12 protein-coding genes are annotated in these 16,250 nt (G+C 60.4%); 7 read left to right on the top strand and 5 right to left on the bottom strand.

The features are described from left to right. The first annotated feature begins 238 nt into the window (after positions 1-238). The 3 genes from ACYQ6J_RS03165 (at position 239) to ACYQ6J_RS03155 (ending at position 2,065) form a co-directional block, all read left to right on the top strand. Positions 239-598, top strand: a complete 360-nt coding sequence (locus tag ACYQ6J_RS03165) for an HPF/RaiA family ribosome-associated protein (RefSeq protein WP_460182746.1) — start codon at positions 239-241, stop codon at positions 596-598. Positions 599-717: 119 nt separating this feature from the next. Then, the gene (locus tag ACYQ6J_RS03160) at positions 718-1,236 is read left to right on the top strand and encodes a 6-pyruvoyl trahydropterin synthase family protein (protein ID WP_460182745.1); all 519 of its coding nucleotides are present in this window, start codon (positions 718-720) and stop codon (positions 1,234-1,236) included. Positions 1,237-1,585: 349 nt separating this feature from the next. Beyond that, a complete protein-coding gene (locus ACYQ6J_RS03155; RefSeq protein WP_460182744.1) occupies positions 1,586-2,065 on the top strand; it encodes a chemotaxis protein CheX in 480 nt (159 codons plus the stop codon). Between the two features lie 78 nt (positions 2,066-2,143). Here the strand turns inward: ACYQ6J_RS03155 and ACYQ6J_RS03150 are convergent, their stop codons facing one another. The 3 genes from ACYQ6J_RS03150 to ACYQ6J_RS03140 all read right to left on the bottom strand — a co-directional run bounded on the left by ACYQ6J_RS03150 (position 2,144) and on the right by ACYQ6J_RS03140 (position 5,850). Then, positions 2,144-3,520, bottom strand: a complete 1,377-nt coding sequence (locus tag ACYQ6J_RS03150) for an enolase C-terminal domain-like protein (RefSeq protein WP_460182743.1) — start codon at positions 3,518-3,520, stop codon at positions 2,144-2,146. A 231-nt stretch (positions 3,521-3,751) separates the two neighbouring features. Next, positions 3,752-4,810, bottom strand: a complete 1,059-nt coding sequence (locus ACYQ6J_RS03145; protein WP_460182742.1) for a rhomboid family intramembrane serine protease — start codon at positions 4,808-4,810, stop codon at positions 3,752-3,754. A gap of 263 nt (positions 4,811-5,073) precedes the next feature. Beyond that, entirely contained in the window at positions 5,074-5,850 is a 777-nt protein-coding gene (locus tag ACYQ6J_RS03140) for an HNH endonuclease (RefSeq protein WP_460182741.1), read from the bottom strand. 509 nt (positions 5,851-6,359) lie between these two features. Between ACYQ6J_RS03140 and galE the strand changes: the two genes are divergently transcribed. Then, a complete protein-coding gene (gene galE, locus ACYQ6J_RS03135; protein ID WP_460182740.1) occupies positions 6,360-7,352 on the top strand; it encodes a UDP-glucose 4-epimerase GalE in 993 nt (330 codons plus the stop codon). Positions 7,353-7,456: 104 nt separating this feature from the next. Here the strand turns inward: galE and ACYQ6J_RS03130 are convergent, their stop codons facing one another. Next, positions 7,457-8,815, bottom strand: a complete 1,359-nt coding sequence (locus ACYQ6J_RS03130) for a sulfatase family protein (protein ID WP_460182739.1) — start codon at positions 8,813-8,815, stop codon at positions 7,457-7,459. A 392-nt stretch (positions 8,816-9,207) separates the two neighbouring features. Here ACYQ6J_RS03130 and ACYQ6J_RS03125 point away from each other — a divergent pair, with 392 nt between their 5' ends. Continuing rightward, the gene (locus tag ACYQ6J_RS03125) at positions 9,208-11,637 is read left to right on the top strand and encodes a dienelactone hydrolase family protein (RefSeq protein WP_460182738.1); all 2,430 of its coding nucleotides are present in this window, start codon (positions 9,208-9,210) and stop codon (positions 11,635-11,637) included. A gap of 306 nt (positions 11,638-11,943) precedes the next feature. On the opposite strand, the gene ACYQ6J_RS03120 is transcribed toward ACYQ6J_RS03125, so the two are convergent. Then, positions 11,944-12,147, bottom strand: coding sequence for a hypothetical protein (locus ACYQ6J_RS03120; protein ID WP_460182737.1), 204 nt, complete (start codon positions 12,145-12,147; stop codon positions 11,944-11,946). A 767-nt stretch (positions 12,148-12,914) separates the two neighbouring features. Here ACYQ6J_RS03120 and ACYQ6J_RS03115 point away from each other — a divergent pair. Next, the gene (locus ACYQ6J_RS03115) at positions 12,915-14,606 is read left to right on the top strand and encodes a prenyltransferase/squalene oxidase repeat-containing protein (protein ID WP_460182736.1); all 1,692 of its coding nucleotides are present in this window, start codon (positions 12,915-12,917) and stop codon (positions 14,604-14,606) included. Between the two features lie 159 nt (positions 14,607-14,765). Beyond that, on the top strand, positions 14,766-16,220 hold the full coding sequence (gene zwf, locus ACYQ6J_RS03110; RefSeq protein ID WP_460182735.1) for a glucose-6-phosphate dehydrogenase: 1,455 nt from the start codon (positions 14,766-14,768) through the stop codon (positions 16,218-16,220). Positions 16,221-16,250: the final 30 nt, after the last annotated feature.

The raw sequence follows: 16,250 nt of genomic DNA, 5'->3' as shown, positions 1-16,250 counted from the left end.
GCCCCCTTGGTTTCACACACAGGGATTCGACTTTGAGGCAGGGAAGCAAAACTCTTCTTCTTAGGGGGTGCCCATGCAAGTGGGATGGAAAGAATCGGGAGATTCGATGCGGCATCCGCCATCGAAGAGATTTCCATCCTTTTCAGTTTTTCGGGGCCGAAGTCTTCTTCTTTTGCGCAACCGTCAGGGCGTCCGGCGGGGACGTCCTTGTTTTCTCGCGGTTTGAGAGGAGGGTACTATGGATCTCCGCGTCTTGACCCGTCGCGTCAATTTGGATGAGGCCACGCACGAACTAGTTGAGCGGCGTATCAATTTCGCCGTCGATCAGTTCAACGGGTGGATCAACAGCGTGGAAGTCGTCCTCGAAGACGTGAATGGTCCGCGAGGGGGCGTGGACAAGGAGTGTCGCGTTCTGGTTTCTCTGAAAGGAGGCAAGCTCATCAAGATTGAGGATCGAGACGCCGATTTGGTCACGGTGATCAACCGTGCGGCGGACCGCTTGAGCCAGGTCGTAGGGCGGGAATTGGAGAAGCGCCGGGATCGAAAGGGCGTGACGCCCGCCGGAAGTGTTCCGGAGACGCCGCCCGATTCGGATTGAGTTCGCTACGTTTGCCGAAGGCTTAAGCCGGATGGCAGCATGGTGCGGCGGGTGCGGGCACTGCGTAAGACGCGGCGTCCCGCACCTTGGCCCGGTGAAGGAGATGATGGGGAGGATTCGTGACGCATTCCGCTTCCTTGGTAACCATCAAGGCGGCCTCGCCTCACCTCCGGTTCAGTGCCGCGCACTTCATTTGCTTCGACGACGGTTCGTGTGAAACCTTGCACGGACATGACTATCGGGTCGTAGTTGAACTGACCGGCCGACCGTCGCAGGCCGGTCTTTTGTTTGATTTTCTCCATCTGGAGCGAATAGTTCGCGACATCTTGCTCCCCCTCGATCACCGCGTCCTGATTCCGTGTGATACCTCCAAGATTCACGTCTCGGAACAGGACGGCGAGGTCCGACTTGCCTCTGCCGGAAAGAGGTGGTGCCTGCCTCGCGAGGATTGCTGCCTCTTGCCGGTACCCAACACTACGGCGGAAAACCTGGTCGCCTATTTGGGCGAGGCCGTTCGTTCGGCCCTTCAAGAAGCCCCGGAATTCCCGACAACGGCGGTCAACCGTCTGCGGGTGGAACTGTTCGAGTCGGACGCCTTCTCCGCCGTTTGGGAGGGGTATTTTCACGAGGCAATCTGAGGCCGTAAGTCGCACCATCCGATCCGCAAGTGGCGGTGCGATTGTGCGAATTCTGGCGATTTCGCGGTTACCTTTTCGCCCGAGATGACTTCCTTCATTCGGAGGGCTTTGACTCCCCGGCGAGAGAAACCTACGCTTGCGAAGAATCGGGCAGCGTCGCACGGTTTTTGACCGCGACTGGAATGAGCGGCTGAACGGACCCGCTGTTGTTTCGGTAGTTGCCTCGATATGCGGGACGGAGATTCCGCAGCATAGGGGCGGGAGCCGATTCCACCGTAGCCGATAGACCGAAACCGGCCTTACGGATCCATACACGCGGACGCGAGCGATATTGTGGAGCATCCCGTTCATGCGAGCCGAATTCATCAATCCGTTCATCACGTCGCTGAACAACACCTTTCAGATGATGTTGAACTGCCGGGTCAGGCGGGGCGATTTGAGTCTGAAGCAGGACGGTCGCTCGTCGCACGAAATCAGCGGCGTGATCGGATTGACCGGCAAGGCGGTGGGGACGGTGGTCTTAAGCCTATCGCGTGAGGTTGCGCTGAAGGCGGCATCCATCCTGCTCTTGGCGGAGACGACGGAGATTGACGGGGACGTCCTCGACGCCGTCGGGGAGTTGACCAACATGGTGGCCGGCGGGGCGAAAGCTCAACTGGAGACCTACGAATTGGCCGTCAGCCTACCCAATGTCGTTACGGGAAAAGGCCACGAAGTCCATTTTCCCTCGAACGTTACGCCGATCTGCATCAATTTCCAAACGGACTGGGGGCCGCTCACCTTGGAAGTGGGGCTGACGCCGGTTCCCGCGGCCTGTGCGGCGGTTTAATTGGAGCGGCAAGGACTCCGCGACGCCGCCGAGACGTAGGCCGCGCCGCTCCGCGGGCGTTTTGCCGCAGGCTCGGCGTCAGCGAAGGTCGGCCGAGATCGGTTCGAAACCTAACCCCGGTCCGGTGAGAACGCCGGTGCCCACCGTCCCGTCGTGAATACGGAACATGGAAGGATAAGCCTCGTCCCATCCGCGGTTGGCGACCGGGCAGTATTGCCGAGCGTTGCCCTCGATGGCGGCTACTGTAGGGATTCGCGCCGCCAGGGAGGCCGAATGCAGGAAGGAATAGCCCGGACACGTCAGGTCTTGGACGCACAAGAAGAGGTCAAACTTTTGGGCCGCTGCGCCCATCAGCAGGGCTTCGGTCTGCCCTTTGCAAGCCTTCAGGGCCACGCCTGAATAGCCCAATTCACGACTGAGCAGCAGGCTTTCGTAGTCGACCAGGGATTCGTCGATGACCACGGGTTTGACCGCCGCCGCGCGGTGCATCTTGTTTTCCATGTGGGCACGCAAATCCCGGTGCGTCGGTTGCTCGATGTATTGCAGTCGCTCGAATCCCCGCGGCGATTGTTCCCGCACCTTGGCCATGAATTCCAAGACGTACTCCACGGAGGGGCACCGCTCGTTGAAATCGGCCGAGTAGAACCAAGCGTCGCAACCGCGCCGCCGCTGCGTTTCCTCGGCGATTCGATCCACGGCGACCACACGCTGCACGTCCCAATCCAATTCATTGCCGTTGAGTTTGATTTTCAAATGGGTCAAGCCGTCCGCGGTGATCCATTCCGGAAGCGTTTCGGGCAGACCGTCGTTCAGACGCTGAGGAATATCTTGCTCGGTGAGCGGATCCAAAGCGCCTACCAGATGGTACAGCGGCATGCGATCTTTCGGTTGCCGCAAGGTATAGGCGTCCAGGTATTCGCCCGCGAATTCAGGGGCGAGAAAACGCCCCAAGTCGGTGCTGACGAATTCCTTGCCCAGCAGATTGTATGAGTTTGCGCCGAGGGCCTTACCGTAAGCATCGTGGAGGGCGGCCTCGAACGGACTGGCCACGACCAGACGTGCGAGCTTGGGCATCGGTTCCGGCGATCGCAATTCCCGGATGGTTTCAGTCGCCGCGTCATCGTAATACCCCGCCCAATCCACCGTTATTTCGAGGGGATGTCCCCAACCTTTGTATTCGGCGACGCGAGAGACCAGATGCTCGCCCATGCGAGTCATGGCGGCCAGCGTCTCGTCGGCGGTCAAGGTGTTGCTAGGCCAACCCCAGACATTTCCCACAGGCATGGAGCCGAAACCGCGTCCACGGAGCCCGCGGCGTGTTTCCACCTCGATGAGGACGTTGCGCAGAATCACGCCCTCCACCACGCGACCGCCGAACTTCATCGGCGTGCGGTAGGCGTACTCTTCCACGGCGGTGTCCACCGAAACCACGCGGACGTCGGTATCTTTGCCCATGGCAGACCTCTTGAATCCTCGATTTTTTACGATCGACTCGCCGCAACGGGAATGTCCGCGGCTTTCGGCGTCGTGTCCGAGAAAAACGAATGCGACGCGCGATGCCGGCGACGCCGTTGTGGACGCTACCATTGTGTCCGTCGTTAAGCGGCCTTGACAAGATCGGTGAAAGAAAACCTGAGGCGTCTTTTGCGCAACCGGAGTGCCGCACGTGATCGCCCAGGTATGAGATCAGGGCGACCGGTGGTCGGGCAAGGGGCGTGGTGATCGCGCCTGCGTCGCCTCGGTATCCCGGAAGTGGAGGATGCGGAAGGTGAGCCACGATAACAGTCCGGCAACCGCTCCACCCAGGTGGGCCGCCACCGCCACGGCCGGTCCGCCTTCGCTGGGGAAGGCCGCGAAAACCGTTTGAGCAAGCAGCCAAATCGCAAGCCAGGCGATGACGGGGATTTTTACCCACGAAATGTAGACCCAGTACCAGTGCCAGAGGATGCCGATTTTGGCCGTCGGAAAACTCAAAGCGTAAAAGACCATGACGGCCGACACCGCGGCGCTCGCTCCAACGCAGGGGACCGTAGCGTGCGGATCCCAAACCGCATGGGCGAGGCATCCCAGAAGCTGTCCGACTAACAACAGTCCGAGATAGGCGAGGCGACCGATCAAATCCTCGACGTTATCGCCGAAGATCAACAGAAAATACGTGTTCGCCAAGAGGTGCCAAATATTCGCGTGGAGGAAAAACGCGGTAAAAATCGTTGCACCGCCCCGACGGAGCATCTCGGCCGGCGTGAAGCCCCATGCCTGAGCGGAGCCGAGCGTATCATGCCACGTTAGCAAGAAGACGACGACGCAGGTTGCGACGAGTCCCCATGTGATCCACGGCAATGAGCGGACGCTCGGGGCGTCGATCTCGACGGGGTAGCCTAGAATCAACGGCGGCCACAGGAACGGGTCCTCCGGCAGGGAGTTCGACGCGACCTCTGTTTCCTCGCGGAGACGCAGCTTTTCCAGTTCCATCAGCGCGATTGCCTCCCTCGCCTTGAGTGGTAGTTCGTGGTTCGAGGCGGGGGCTTGCGGTCGTGCGGGCAGTCGCTCGAGTTCCTCGCGGTCGAACCAGACCAAGAGACATCGCATGCAAACGTCAAGCTCCAAGGAATCGTTTGCATCGCCGAGAGCGACGAGACGCATGAAGTAACCGCAGGCGGGACACGCGGCGGCGGAAGGGCCGCCTTCCCGGGCCTTTTGCCAGATTCGATTGGCGGCCTCTTTCTGAATTCGACTACGAGTCACGGACCAGTTGATCGCCCGTCCGCGACACGCGGGGCACTCGAAAAATGAGCCTTTCGGTGAAAGTCTCTTTTCCAGCGTTTGCTTGCAGCGAGGGCAAATCATGCCGCCACCCTCCTCTGATCCGACGACGTATCACGTCCCCATTTTTCGACATTGCCAGTACGGCACGGCGCTTCGACGTCAAGCCGGGTCTCGTGCAGTGGAATACCGTGGTCCGCACCCAGCGAACCGGAGTGAGCAGCGTCGATGGAATCAAGCTTGAGCTAATCATGAGGCGGTAAACCGCCATTCTTCCGTCGTTCCCTGAGAAGTCTTTGCACGTCTTCAATCTTTCGGTCCTTCTTACCCAAAAGCAAAAACGCGTGGCAGTTAGGGCACACCGGTCGCAAGTTCCTCACGGGATCAACGGTGTGGGGCCCGCGAATCGAGGAAAGCGGGTGTATATGATGCACGTGGATGTAGCCTCCAGCTTCGGGACCGTATTGCGTCCCGAAGTTGAACCCGCAGACCACACAAGCGGTGCCGTGCGCGGCGATGCACCGGCGGCGCGCTCCAGGGTTACGTTCATAAGCATTGACCAAGATTCGGCTTTCCGCGCCCTCGATGAAGTGATCGGTTTCGCTCACCTCATCCGGCAGCTTGAAATCGGTTGCAGTGGCGACCCAGCCCAATTGCTCCAAAGCCGCAGCCGCTTGCGGCAACATCTGCCACAGGAAATGGCCTTGGGCATCCTTCCAGCCACGTGACCATACCGACCAATACAGATACTTGTCTTTCGGACGTAGTTTGGGCTCAATCTTGAGTTGCCGGCAAAGTTTGCGCCCGAGACTGCCATATCGAAGATTTACGATTCCGCGACTAGGGAGCTTGGCCCATTCGGCTAACTGCGTTGCCGTTACCGTGCGATCGGGGGCTTGGTAGTGAAGTTGGAAGAGAAGTTGGTGCAGGTCGCTGACGCGTCCTTCTCGTTGTAGCGTCGTTAGCGCTTGAACATATTGCTCGGCGCTAGGGGCGTTGACCATCTCATAGACCTGGTCCATCAATTCGCACCTCGTGGTTCTGAAGTCTGCTGAATGTGACTTCGGGCCCTGTCAGGCAATAATCGCCGATGAAAACGACGAGAAAAACGAGCACGTGATGCGGTGCCGCATCCGGTGAGCCTTCGTGACACCGTTGACAAAGCATCGCATCGACGCATTTCCCGCGGTCGATACGCTTCGATGGATTATTCCGAGTTGCGATTGCTTGGGCGGCGGCAGCTATCTCCGAAGCCCACGACTCTTGGTTTCGAGCATGGCATAGAGACGACACTATTGTGTCCGTAGACAAGCGGCTTTGGCAACGTCGGTGTTCCATTTACCGCGGGGGCGTAGAGCTGTTTTCCCTTTGGACTTGGCGTCCATTTGGAGAATGGCGTGGCGCACGCCGGCCCGCGGTATCCCTTTTTCCGAGCGTCGGATAGGAGCTAGACTTTTAGAAATTACCTCCGCACGGGACCGCGAGGCGAGAGCCGCGCGGCAAGAATGGGAAACGAAGGGAGTATTTCAGAATGCGAGTTCTCGTGACCGGCGGGGCCGGCTATATCGGGTCGCACGCCGTGGAGGTGCTGCGGCGGACGGGCCATGAACCGATCGTGTTGGACAACTTGTATCGCGGCCACCGCGAGGCCGTGCCCCCCGATGTCCCCTTTTATCACGCCGACTTGGCCGAGGGTCCGACGCTGCGGCGGATTCTCGCCCAACACGAGATCGAGTGCATCATGCACTTCGCCGCCTTGGCCTATGTGGGCGAGTCGGTGACGGAACCGTTGAAATACTACGCCAACAACACGGCGGGCGCGATCAGTTTGCTGGATGCCATGCGTCAAACGGGAGTTCGGCGTATGGTGTTCAGTTCCACCTGTGCCACGTACGGCGAACCGGAGCAAGTACCCATCGTCGAGACGTTGCCGCAGCGTCCCATCAATCCGTATGGGCGGTCGAAGTATTTCGTTGAGCAAATTCTCGCTGACGAGGCCGAAGCCGACGACCAATTCGCCTATGCCGCCTTGCGTTATTTCAACGTGGCAGGCGCCGCGGCCGACGGTTCTTTGGGAGAGGACCACGACCCCGAAACCCACCTGATTCCCTCGGTTTTGTTAACGGTTTTGGGGTTGCGGGAAAAGATCACCGTCTTCGGCACGGATTATCCCACTCCGGACGGCACCTGCATCAGAGACTACATTCACGTCGAGGATCTGTGCGAGGCCCACGTCACGGCGATGGCCGCGCTGCGACCGGGGGACCGCCGCATCTACAACTTGGGCATCGGAAAGGGGTATTCGGTTCGCGAGGTGATCGACTCGGCGCGGCGCGTGACGGGTCGGCCTGTCGCGATCGAATACGGCGCCCGCAGGCCCGGCGACCCTGCCGTCCTCTATGCCGACGCCTCGAAAATCCGCGCCGAACTTGGTTGGGAGCCGAGGTACCGCGACATCGACGAGATCGTCGCCACGGCTTGGAACTGGTTCGCTCGCCATCCGCAGGGATACGCCTCCGGCTGAAAGGAAGCCCGAAGCAAAAAGGCCGTTCGTCGCGAGCATCGGTAGCGACAAACGGCCCTTGAGCAGCAAAGGTACGAGGCTAGTGGGGCGCGGCCTCGCGCCGACTATTGTTCCTCCCCGTTCCACCAAGCATCGAGTTCCCCGCGGAGTCGTCGCTCCAAATCCGCATCCGTGACGGGGTGCTCTTCATGCGGGTCTTTCATCACGTTGTACAACTCGGCCGGAGTCGCCGGGTCCGCCGGTACGATCAACTTCCAGTCGCCGTGGATGATCCAGCGATATTGCAGGCTCTTCGTCGGGTGGTCTACGTCGGCGACGTTGTGGTCGTATATCTCGCCGAAGACGGTCGATCGGGCGGCGAGGGCCTGATCGTCCAGTAAATCCACGCCCGGCAGGTCCGCGGGCACCGACACCCCGCACAGTCGCAGAATGGTGGGAGCCAGGTCGATGCTGCTCACCAACGTCTTTTCATCCCGTCGCGGTTCGATCTTGCCCGGCAGGCCGACCATGATGGGCGTACGGATGCCGCCTTCGTAAGGGGAACGTTTGGAACGCGGCATGAAATTGTGATGCGGTTTGTCGGGGTCTTGAATCCATCCGTTGTCGCAGACATAGACGATGACGGTATTGGAGGACAGTCCTTCACTTTCGAGAAATCGCAGTAGCTCGCCGCATGTTTCGTCGAACCATTCACACATGGCGTAATATCGGGCCACGGCCTCGCTCGGCACCAGCGCCAAATAATGATCGAGGATGCGTTTCGGCGGCGTGTGCGGAGCGTGCGGCATGAAGGGAGCGTACCAAAGGAAAAACGGCTTTTGGTCCGCCTTGGCTCGACGCACGAAATCGAAGACCGGTTCCATGCCTTCCCGGCCGATCTTTAGTCCCTCATCACCGTGCCGTCCGCCGCGATTCGGGTCGCCGTGGGTCATTCCTTCGGTGAACCCGCCGCGCGAGAAGTTTCCTTCCCACCATTTCCCGCTCTGAAACGAGACGTATCCCCGCTCGGCGAGAAGTCGGGGCAGCGTCGGGTGGGTTTCGATGCGGTGCATCAAAGTCTCGTAGTACCTGGCGTACTTCGGCTGGCGGCGCCCCGTCATGCTGTTGACGTTCGGATCGGGCAGCGTCGGATCGTTGCCGGTGATGCCGTGCCGGTGCGGATACAGGCCCGTAATCATCGTCGCCAGGGAAGGGCGGCACAAGGATGAGGGGACGTAGCCCCGCGTGAAGAGTCGCGACTGGGCGGCCAAGCGGTCCAAGTTCGGCGTCCGTATGACGGGGTGGCCCATGAAACCGTAGTCGGTCCACGCCTGATCGTCGGAAATGATCATCACGACGTTGGGCCGGTCGGAATGGATGGGCTTGTCGGACTCCGCCGCGGAAGCGGCACGAATCGTGCAAGGCAACCAACAGCACGCGATGGCTGCTAGGAACCATCCTGCGCCGAATGTTCTGTAAAACACGGTCGAGACCTCCCCGATCAAAAAGTTCACGAAGCTACGGTGCGACACCCTTGCCCAACCGACGTCGCGATGAAACGGTCGGGCGGTTCACCGTCGACGGACTTGAAGCCAGAGATATACGCTACCCACGTCCGTGCGCGGCGTCAATGATCGAGCGGTTTTGGGCGAACGACACGGCGGCGGCTTGCCAATGTCCCTTCGCCCGAGGCACAATTTCACACCGACGGGGCAGCGAACGATAGCGACGCTCCGGGATTCGGCAGCGAGGCGAGGTGCGACCTTCGCCGGGCGTGGTTCCGAACCGGCGTGCCGGACCGAACGCCGCGTCGTCGTCCGCGGGGCGTTTTACGGACGCGAAACGAACGATAGAGATCCGCGAGAGGAGGGTTTCCATGCGTATTCTCAAATCACGATGGGGTAGGGTTCTTTGGGCTGCTTTCCCTTTGGAAATGCCGCACCGATCAGCGGTTTGGGCCGGCATGGTCGCAATCGCGGCGATCGCATCGCTCGCCATTCCAGCCGTGGATCGGTTCCGGCTCGCCTGGGCGAATGAGGCCGGCGAAGAGGCGGGGGCGTCCGGCGCAGCGTTGCCCGGGACGGAGCCACTCGATTGGTCGGACGATATCGCCTCGCGCATGGTAGACGCGATCGACGCCTTTTTGACGCGAAAGACGACCGAGAGCCGAGCCCACCGGGACGAGGCCTGGCAGGGGGCGCAGATCGGCGCAGCGGGAGCGGTGGCGCGAAATGGCGATCCCTTCGCTGAAGAGAGGACGCTACTGGCCAAGATTCTGGGGATGAAGGACGCTCGCGTCGAGTCTCCGCAATTGCAAGTGATTGCTCCGCCCGGTCGTTCGGGTCGAGCAGGCGTCGGGCCTGGCTATGAAATCTATGCGGTGCGTTGGCCTGCCTTCGGGGACGTAACGGGCGAGGGTTTGTGGTTGGTCCCGACGGATGGCCGGAAGGATTCGGCGCCGGGCGTGGTGGCGGTGCCGGACGCCGACGTCACACCGGAAATGCTGACGGGGTTGGTCGAAGGCGTGCCCCCGGAATGCCGCTATGCGGCCCGATTGGCTGCCGCCGGATGCCGCGTCCTGATTCCGACGCTTATCAGTCGCGAGATCACTCAGCGAAGAAACGTTCGCCTGACGCATCGCGAATATATTTATCGACCGGCATATGAGCTTGGACGCCATGTGATCGGATACGAGGTGCAGAAGATATTGGCAGGCATCGACTATCTTCGCGCCGTGTCCTCGTCGGAGGCTCGCATTGGCTTGATCGGTTGGGGCGAGGGTGGAATGCTGGCGATGTACGCTGCGGCGGTGGATCCGCGCATCGATGCGGTCTGCATCAGCGGGTACTTTGGTCCGCGCGAAGGGATGTGGCAGGAACCGATCGATCGTAACGTCTTCGCGAGGCTGGATCGCTTCGGCGACGCCGAGATTTTGCGGTTGCTGGCAGGACGCGGTTGCGTGGTGGAAGCATGCCGGGCTCCGGAATTTACGGTCCCGCCGGGCTTGGGCAGCGCCCCCGGTCGCATTGCCACCCCCGATCCGGATGCCGTGAGGCAGGAATGGCGTCGCGCGAAGGACTTCTGGGTCGATCCCGCCTGGACTAAGGATTGGCATCTCGTTGTTAGCGGGGACGGTCGCGGCCCGTACGCTACCGCGGAGTGCCTCGCTCAGTTTGCGGCCCTGTTAGGCTGCGCGAAGAGTCCGGCTGAGGAAGGGACGGCGCAACGGACCGATGAACCGCTTCCCGAACCCGCGGAACGTTTGACGCGACAAATCTATGAACTGGATCGGCACAGTCAACAAGTCTTGGCGCGATCGGCCGAAACGCGGGGGGAGTTTTGGGCCGGATTGGACCGTGCTTCGTTGGAAAGCCATGCCAAGACCGTGGAACGCTACCGAGCCTATTTCGAGAATGAAGTGGTCGGGAAATTCGACGACGCTCTCGCGCCGCCGACCGCCAGATCTCGTCTTGCCTACGATATGCCGACGTGGTCCGGTTACGAGGTCGTCATCCCGGTATTCGGCGAGGTCTTCGCTTACGGAGTGCTGTTGGTCCCCAAAGGCATCCCGGTGGGAGATCGCAGGCCGGTCGTCGTGTGTCAGCATGGGCTGGAAGGCAGGCCGCAAGACACGATTACGGGCGACCACCGGGCCTATCACGACTATGCGGCGCGGTTGGCGGAACAGGGATTCGTCGTATTCGCACCGCAGAACCCCTATATTTTCGGCGACCGTTTTCGCACGTTGCAGAGAAAGGCGTATCCCCTGAAGAAGACGCTTTTCTCGATCATCGTACCGCAGCATCGCCAAATCCTGCGGTGGCTGAGCGGTTTGCCGTACGTGGACGCGAGTCGGATCGGTTTCTACGGGTTGTCCTACGGGGGGAAGACGGCCATGCGCGTGCCCGCCTTGGTGCCCGAGTATTGTCTCTCGATCTGTTCCGCCGACTTCAATGAGTGGATCTGGAAGAATGCCTCCACCAGCAGTCGCTACAGCTATGTCTGGACGGGGGAGTACGAAATCTTCGAATTCGACTTGGGAGAGACGTTCAATTACGCGGAGATGGCCGCCCTCATTGCCCCGCGACCGTTCATGGTGGAACGCGGGCATTTTGACGGCGTCTCCAGCGACGAGGCCGTGGCTTACGAATACGCCAAAGTGCGTCTCCTCTACGTCCAATTGGGAATACCCGAAAGGACGGAGATCGAATGGTTTCCCGGACCGCACATGATTCACGGCGTGGGGACTTTCCGCTTCTTGCGGCGCCATTTGAATTTCCCCGATGCGGTCGGCGACTCGCAGTGAGTGCAACCGCCGAATCGGATTCCGGCAGGAAGAGGGCCCGGGCTAAATAAGGCGGGCAGGGCATCCGCGGGCGGGATGCTCCTGCCCTGAAACACGGGGGTGAGAAAGCCGAAGTGGGACGAGACGGCGCATGACGCAGCCGCGTTTCCGTTACTAAAGCCTGGGTTATGGCTCCCGCAAGTCAAGCGAAAACTCTCACAAACGAGAGTCGCGGCGAGAGCGACCGCCCGATGGTTCCGGTTGTACGGATTTGCGGAAAAGGCCGCGAAGTTCGCGAAGCCGAGAAGGGGCGGGTCGTTAGAAGATTTAGGAAGGTGAAGATACGGTGCCGGTTCGCACCTGAGATTCTTGGTGGCCGAGTTGAGTCATCCAATACTCGAACTGCGGGTCGCCGCAGCGAAATGTGAAGACCGCGTCCGGCGGTTGATAATTGCCGATGGAGCGCGAGGGCACGCGAACCAGGATGGTCCCATTGGGGCCGCGCTCAATGAATACCGTTCGCCCGTCCATTCACGAAGACCTCGGGTAACGACTCGGTTGACGAATTGTCGATATCAGGATGCCGGTCGCCTCGCCGTTTGCCGCAGCGCCGTCTTGCAGTTTTCCGCGAAAGCATGGTGCACGTCGCTTACCGCGTGTCAAGGGCGACCCTAAGTGATTTATACGTTACGCAGACTCTCGGCGGTCGGCAAAAAACGATCAAAGAACCGCGCGCTGTTGTGATCGGCGCGTCTCAATGGAATGATATCCCGAATTTCAACAGCAAGGATACTTGAATTTTGGCAATTGTATCAAGCCGAGCGGCTTTTGCCAGGGGATTTTCTCTCGCAGAGAGGGCCGGATGAAGTCCTCTAGAGTTATATCGATCCACTCCATGGTGCTATTTTTCAATGTTGGGGTCGGCGACGCACTAGTTGGTAAGTCTTGGCTGTGCAGTTTCGGATCCACGTGGAATTGCGTTGTGGAGTGCGTTGGGGTGTGGTAAACTCCCAATGGAGAATCGGAGCGGTTGAAGGATTTGCCTGTCTCGCCGTTCGGGGCTTCGAATTTGCGGCAAGTTCCCCAATTTAACTTTGCCGTTGGCGTGGCTTGGAACTTCGGTTTGGGCGTTCCAAATCTCGGTTCAATTTTTCGTTCCGTCAGCTCGTCTGTTTTCCGGTCTTGCGATGTCGAGTGAATCGCCGATCCTACCGAACCGCCCGCCGGGAGCTTCCAACCCCTTCACTCAAGCTGGGGGACAAGGCGGTTCGCTCGGGGATCGTCCGGATCCGCCGCCGTTGGCAAACCCTTTTGGGGGCGGCGTTCCTCAATTTCAGCAGAGCCAAGGGCGGTCCGTGCCGCCCATGGGGGCTGGGACACCTTCGTTCGTTGGACGGCAGCGGGGCGTCCACGGGGTCGGGCAATACGCTGCGGTCGGTCAGGGACCGGAGGAGCAACCGCGACGTCGCCGCACGTGGCGGGACTTGGTGGGAATTCCTCACCCGGCGGATGAGGAGGAGGATCTGTCGGATGCCGCGGTTCGATACGCGCCGCCTTGGTTGGTCAGCGCGATTTTCCACACGCTCTTGATGGTAATCTTGGCTCTGATCATGCTGCCGCAAATGTGGCGGAGAGATGTGGAACTGACCGCGGAAATCTATGCCGAAAAATTGGGTGAGCAGTTGGAGTTCGATTCCCCATTTGCGGGAAACGATCCCGAGAACGTGGAAGAGCCGATACTGACGCCGCGCGACTTGCCCGAGGTCGAGAATCCTTTCGCTGCGCCGCCCTCCGTGGAGATGGTACAAAACGGCGTCACGGCGACCAGCGATATCAAGGCGTCCGCGATCGGATATGCCCTCCAGGGAAGGGAGGAGGGGCGAAAGCGGTCGCTCCTGGCGGCCTACGGCGGGACGGCCTTGACGGAAGCCGCCGTCAATCGCGGGCTGGAATGGCTGGCGCGGCAGCAATTGAAGGACGGGTCGTGGAGCCTACAGGGTCCGTACAGCGCGGGCGGGCAGGAAGAGAATCATGCCGCGGCGACGGCCATGGCGCTTTTGGCCTTCCAGGGGGCCGGAAATACGCACAAACAGGGCCGGTTCCGCGAAAATGTTCGCCGCGGTTGGGATTGGCTGTTGCAACAACAGGACAACGAGGGGAATTTCTTTCACTCGGGCGGATTCAATCATCGTTACTACACGCAGGGGCAGTGCACGATCGCCCTGTGCGAGATATTGGGCATGACGCGGGAGGAACGGTTTCGCGAACCGGCGATCAAGGCGATCGACCACCTCTTGCGCTCGCAGAGCGAGGAGGGCGGGTGGCGCTACAGTCCCAACGCGGACAGCGACGTCTCCGTCACGGGCTGGATTGTGATGGCCCTGCAAAGCGCTCGCATGGCGGGTCTGGAGGTTCCGTCCGACAACTTGCGTCGGGTCGAGCGATTTCTCGATCGGGTGGCGCTGGAGAACGGAGCGAAATACCCGTACCAGAAAGGGCGTCAAGCCACCCTCGCCATGACCGCCGAGGCGCTGCTGATGCGGCAATATTTGGGGTGGCCAAGGACCGACGACCGCATGATCAAGGGCTTGGATTGGATCACCCAGCCCGTCAACCTGATCAGTTTCGAGGATAACAAACGAGACGTCTACTATTGGTATTACGCGGCGCAAGCCTGCCATCATATGGAGGGCGAGCACTGGAAACGATGGAACGGCGTGATGCGGCAGATCCTTCCCGAGCAGCAAGTCAAGTCCGGCCCTGAGGCGGGGAGTTGGGATCCGCGGAGACCCACCGAGGACGCATGGGCCAACGAGGCCGGGCGACTCTACGTCACCTGTCTGTCGATCTATTGCCTGGAAGTCTACTACCGCCACCTGCCCCTCTATTCCAATCCGTTTCAGTTCGTAGCCGGCGAGGCGTCTCGGGCGGTGCCGGCCGAGCCTGCCGCCGCTCCCACCAAGCTTTCTCAACCCGACGAAGGGCCTTGACATTCGCGGGGATGGGGCTCGGAACCAAGACACCGGATCGGCGGGCATGGGCGCCGGCGATCGCGCGGGACTGTTCACAAAGCGTTTTCCTCGTACGATTGGTATGAGATCGGACGGGATCAGAATCCGGCGGAGGGCGGTTAGTTGAAAGAATCGAGCATGGAACACACCGTCGTCATATTCGGGGCTTCGGGCGACCTTACCAAGCGAAAGCTGATCCCAGCCCTTTATGAACTGTTTCGCAAAGGTCGTTTGCCGCCCAACACGCATATCGTCGGCTTTTCGCGCAGTCCGTTCTCGCACGAGAGTTGGCGGGAATCGTTGCGGGAGCACGTCGCTCAATTCACCGGTTCTCATTTCTCCGAGGAGTTATGGGGACAATTCGCCCCGCATGTCTATTACCACCGCGGGGACGTCTTGAATGCGGACGATGTTGGGCAATTGGGAGATCATTTGCGGGAACTGGAAGAGGGCCGCCCTCACGCTCGCATGTACTATCTCTCGCTCAGCCCCGAGTACTACGAACCGACCGTGGTCCATTTGGGCGCGGCGGGCATGGCGACCGAGCAAGAGGCTCCGCGTCGCCTCGTGATCGAGAAGCCCTTCGGACGCGATTTGGTTTCCGCGCGACAACTCAATGCCAAGGTCCACGAGGTTTTTTCCGAGGGCCAGATCTATCGCATCGACCACTATCTGGGAAAAGAGACCGTCAGCAACGTCTTGGTGCTGCGTTTTGCCAACACCATCTTCGAACCGCTTTGGAATCGCCGCTACGTGGACCATGTGCAGATCACCGCGGCGGAGGATTTGCCGGTGGGGCACCGTGCGGCGTTCTACGAATCGGCGGGCATCCTGCGCGACATGTTCCAGAACCATCTATTACAATTGCTGACGCTGACCGCGATGGAACCGCCGAGTCGCGTCAATGCCGACGACATTCGCGACGAAAAGGTCAAGGTGCTGCGCGCCGTGCGCCGCCTGACGCCCGAGGATGTAGCCTTGTGGACCGTCCGCGGGCAGTATCGCCGCTACCGGGATGAGCCGAATGTTCCTCCGGGGAGCGAGACCGCGACGTTCGGCGCCGTCAAATTGTACATCGACAACTGGCGCTGGCAGGGCGTGCCGTTTTATCTCCGCTCCGGCAAGGCGATGTCGTGCCGCACAACGCAGATTGTGATTCAGTTTCGGGAACCGCCGCACATGATGTTCGAGGGAGGACCTCGCCGGATTCACGAGGCCAATCGCTTGGTCCTTCAAATTCAACCGGCGGAGGGGATTCAGATTCACTTTCAAACCAAAGTCCCCGATGCGGGCATGAAGATGCGGTTGACCGATCTGGATTTCAATTTTCGCGAGAAATTCGCCGGGGAAATGCCGGAGGCCTACGAACGTCTGTTGTTGGACGTCATGACGGGGGACCCCAGCCTTTTTGCCCGCGCGGACGAGGTGGAGCTGGCTTGGAGCATCATCGACCCCATTCAAGCGGCGTGGGACATGGGCGGACCGCCGCAATTGGAGTTGTACGAGGCCGGAGGTTGGGGACCGCCGTATTCGGAGGAGTGGATGCACCGTCAGGGGCGGACGTGGTTCAACGTGTGTCCGGTTCTGATCTAGCCCGCCGCCGTTTGAATCGGGACGCCGTCC

It is taken from the genome of Thermopirellula anaerolimosa (assembly GCF_054657335.1).
This window is presented reverse-complemented; position numbering and strand designations above follow the sequence as displayed.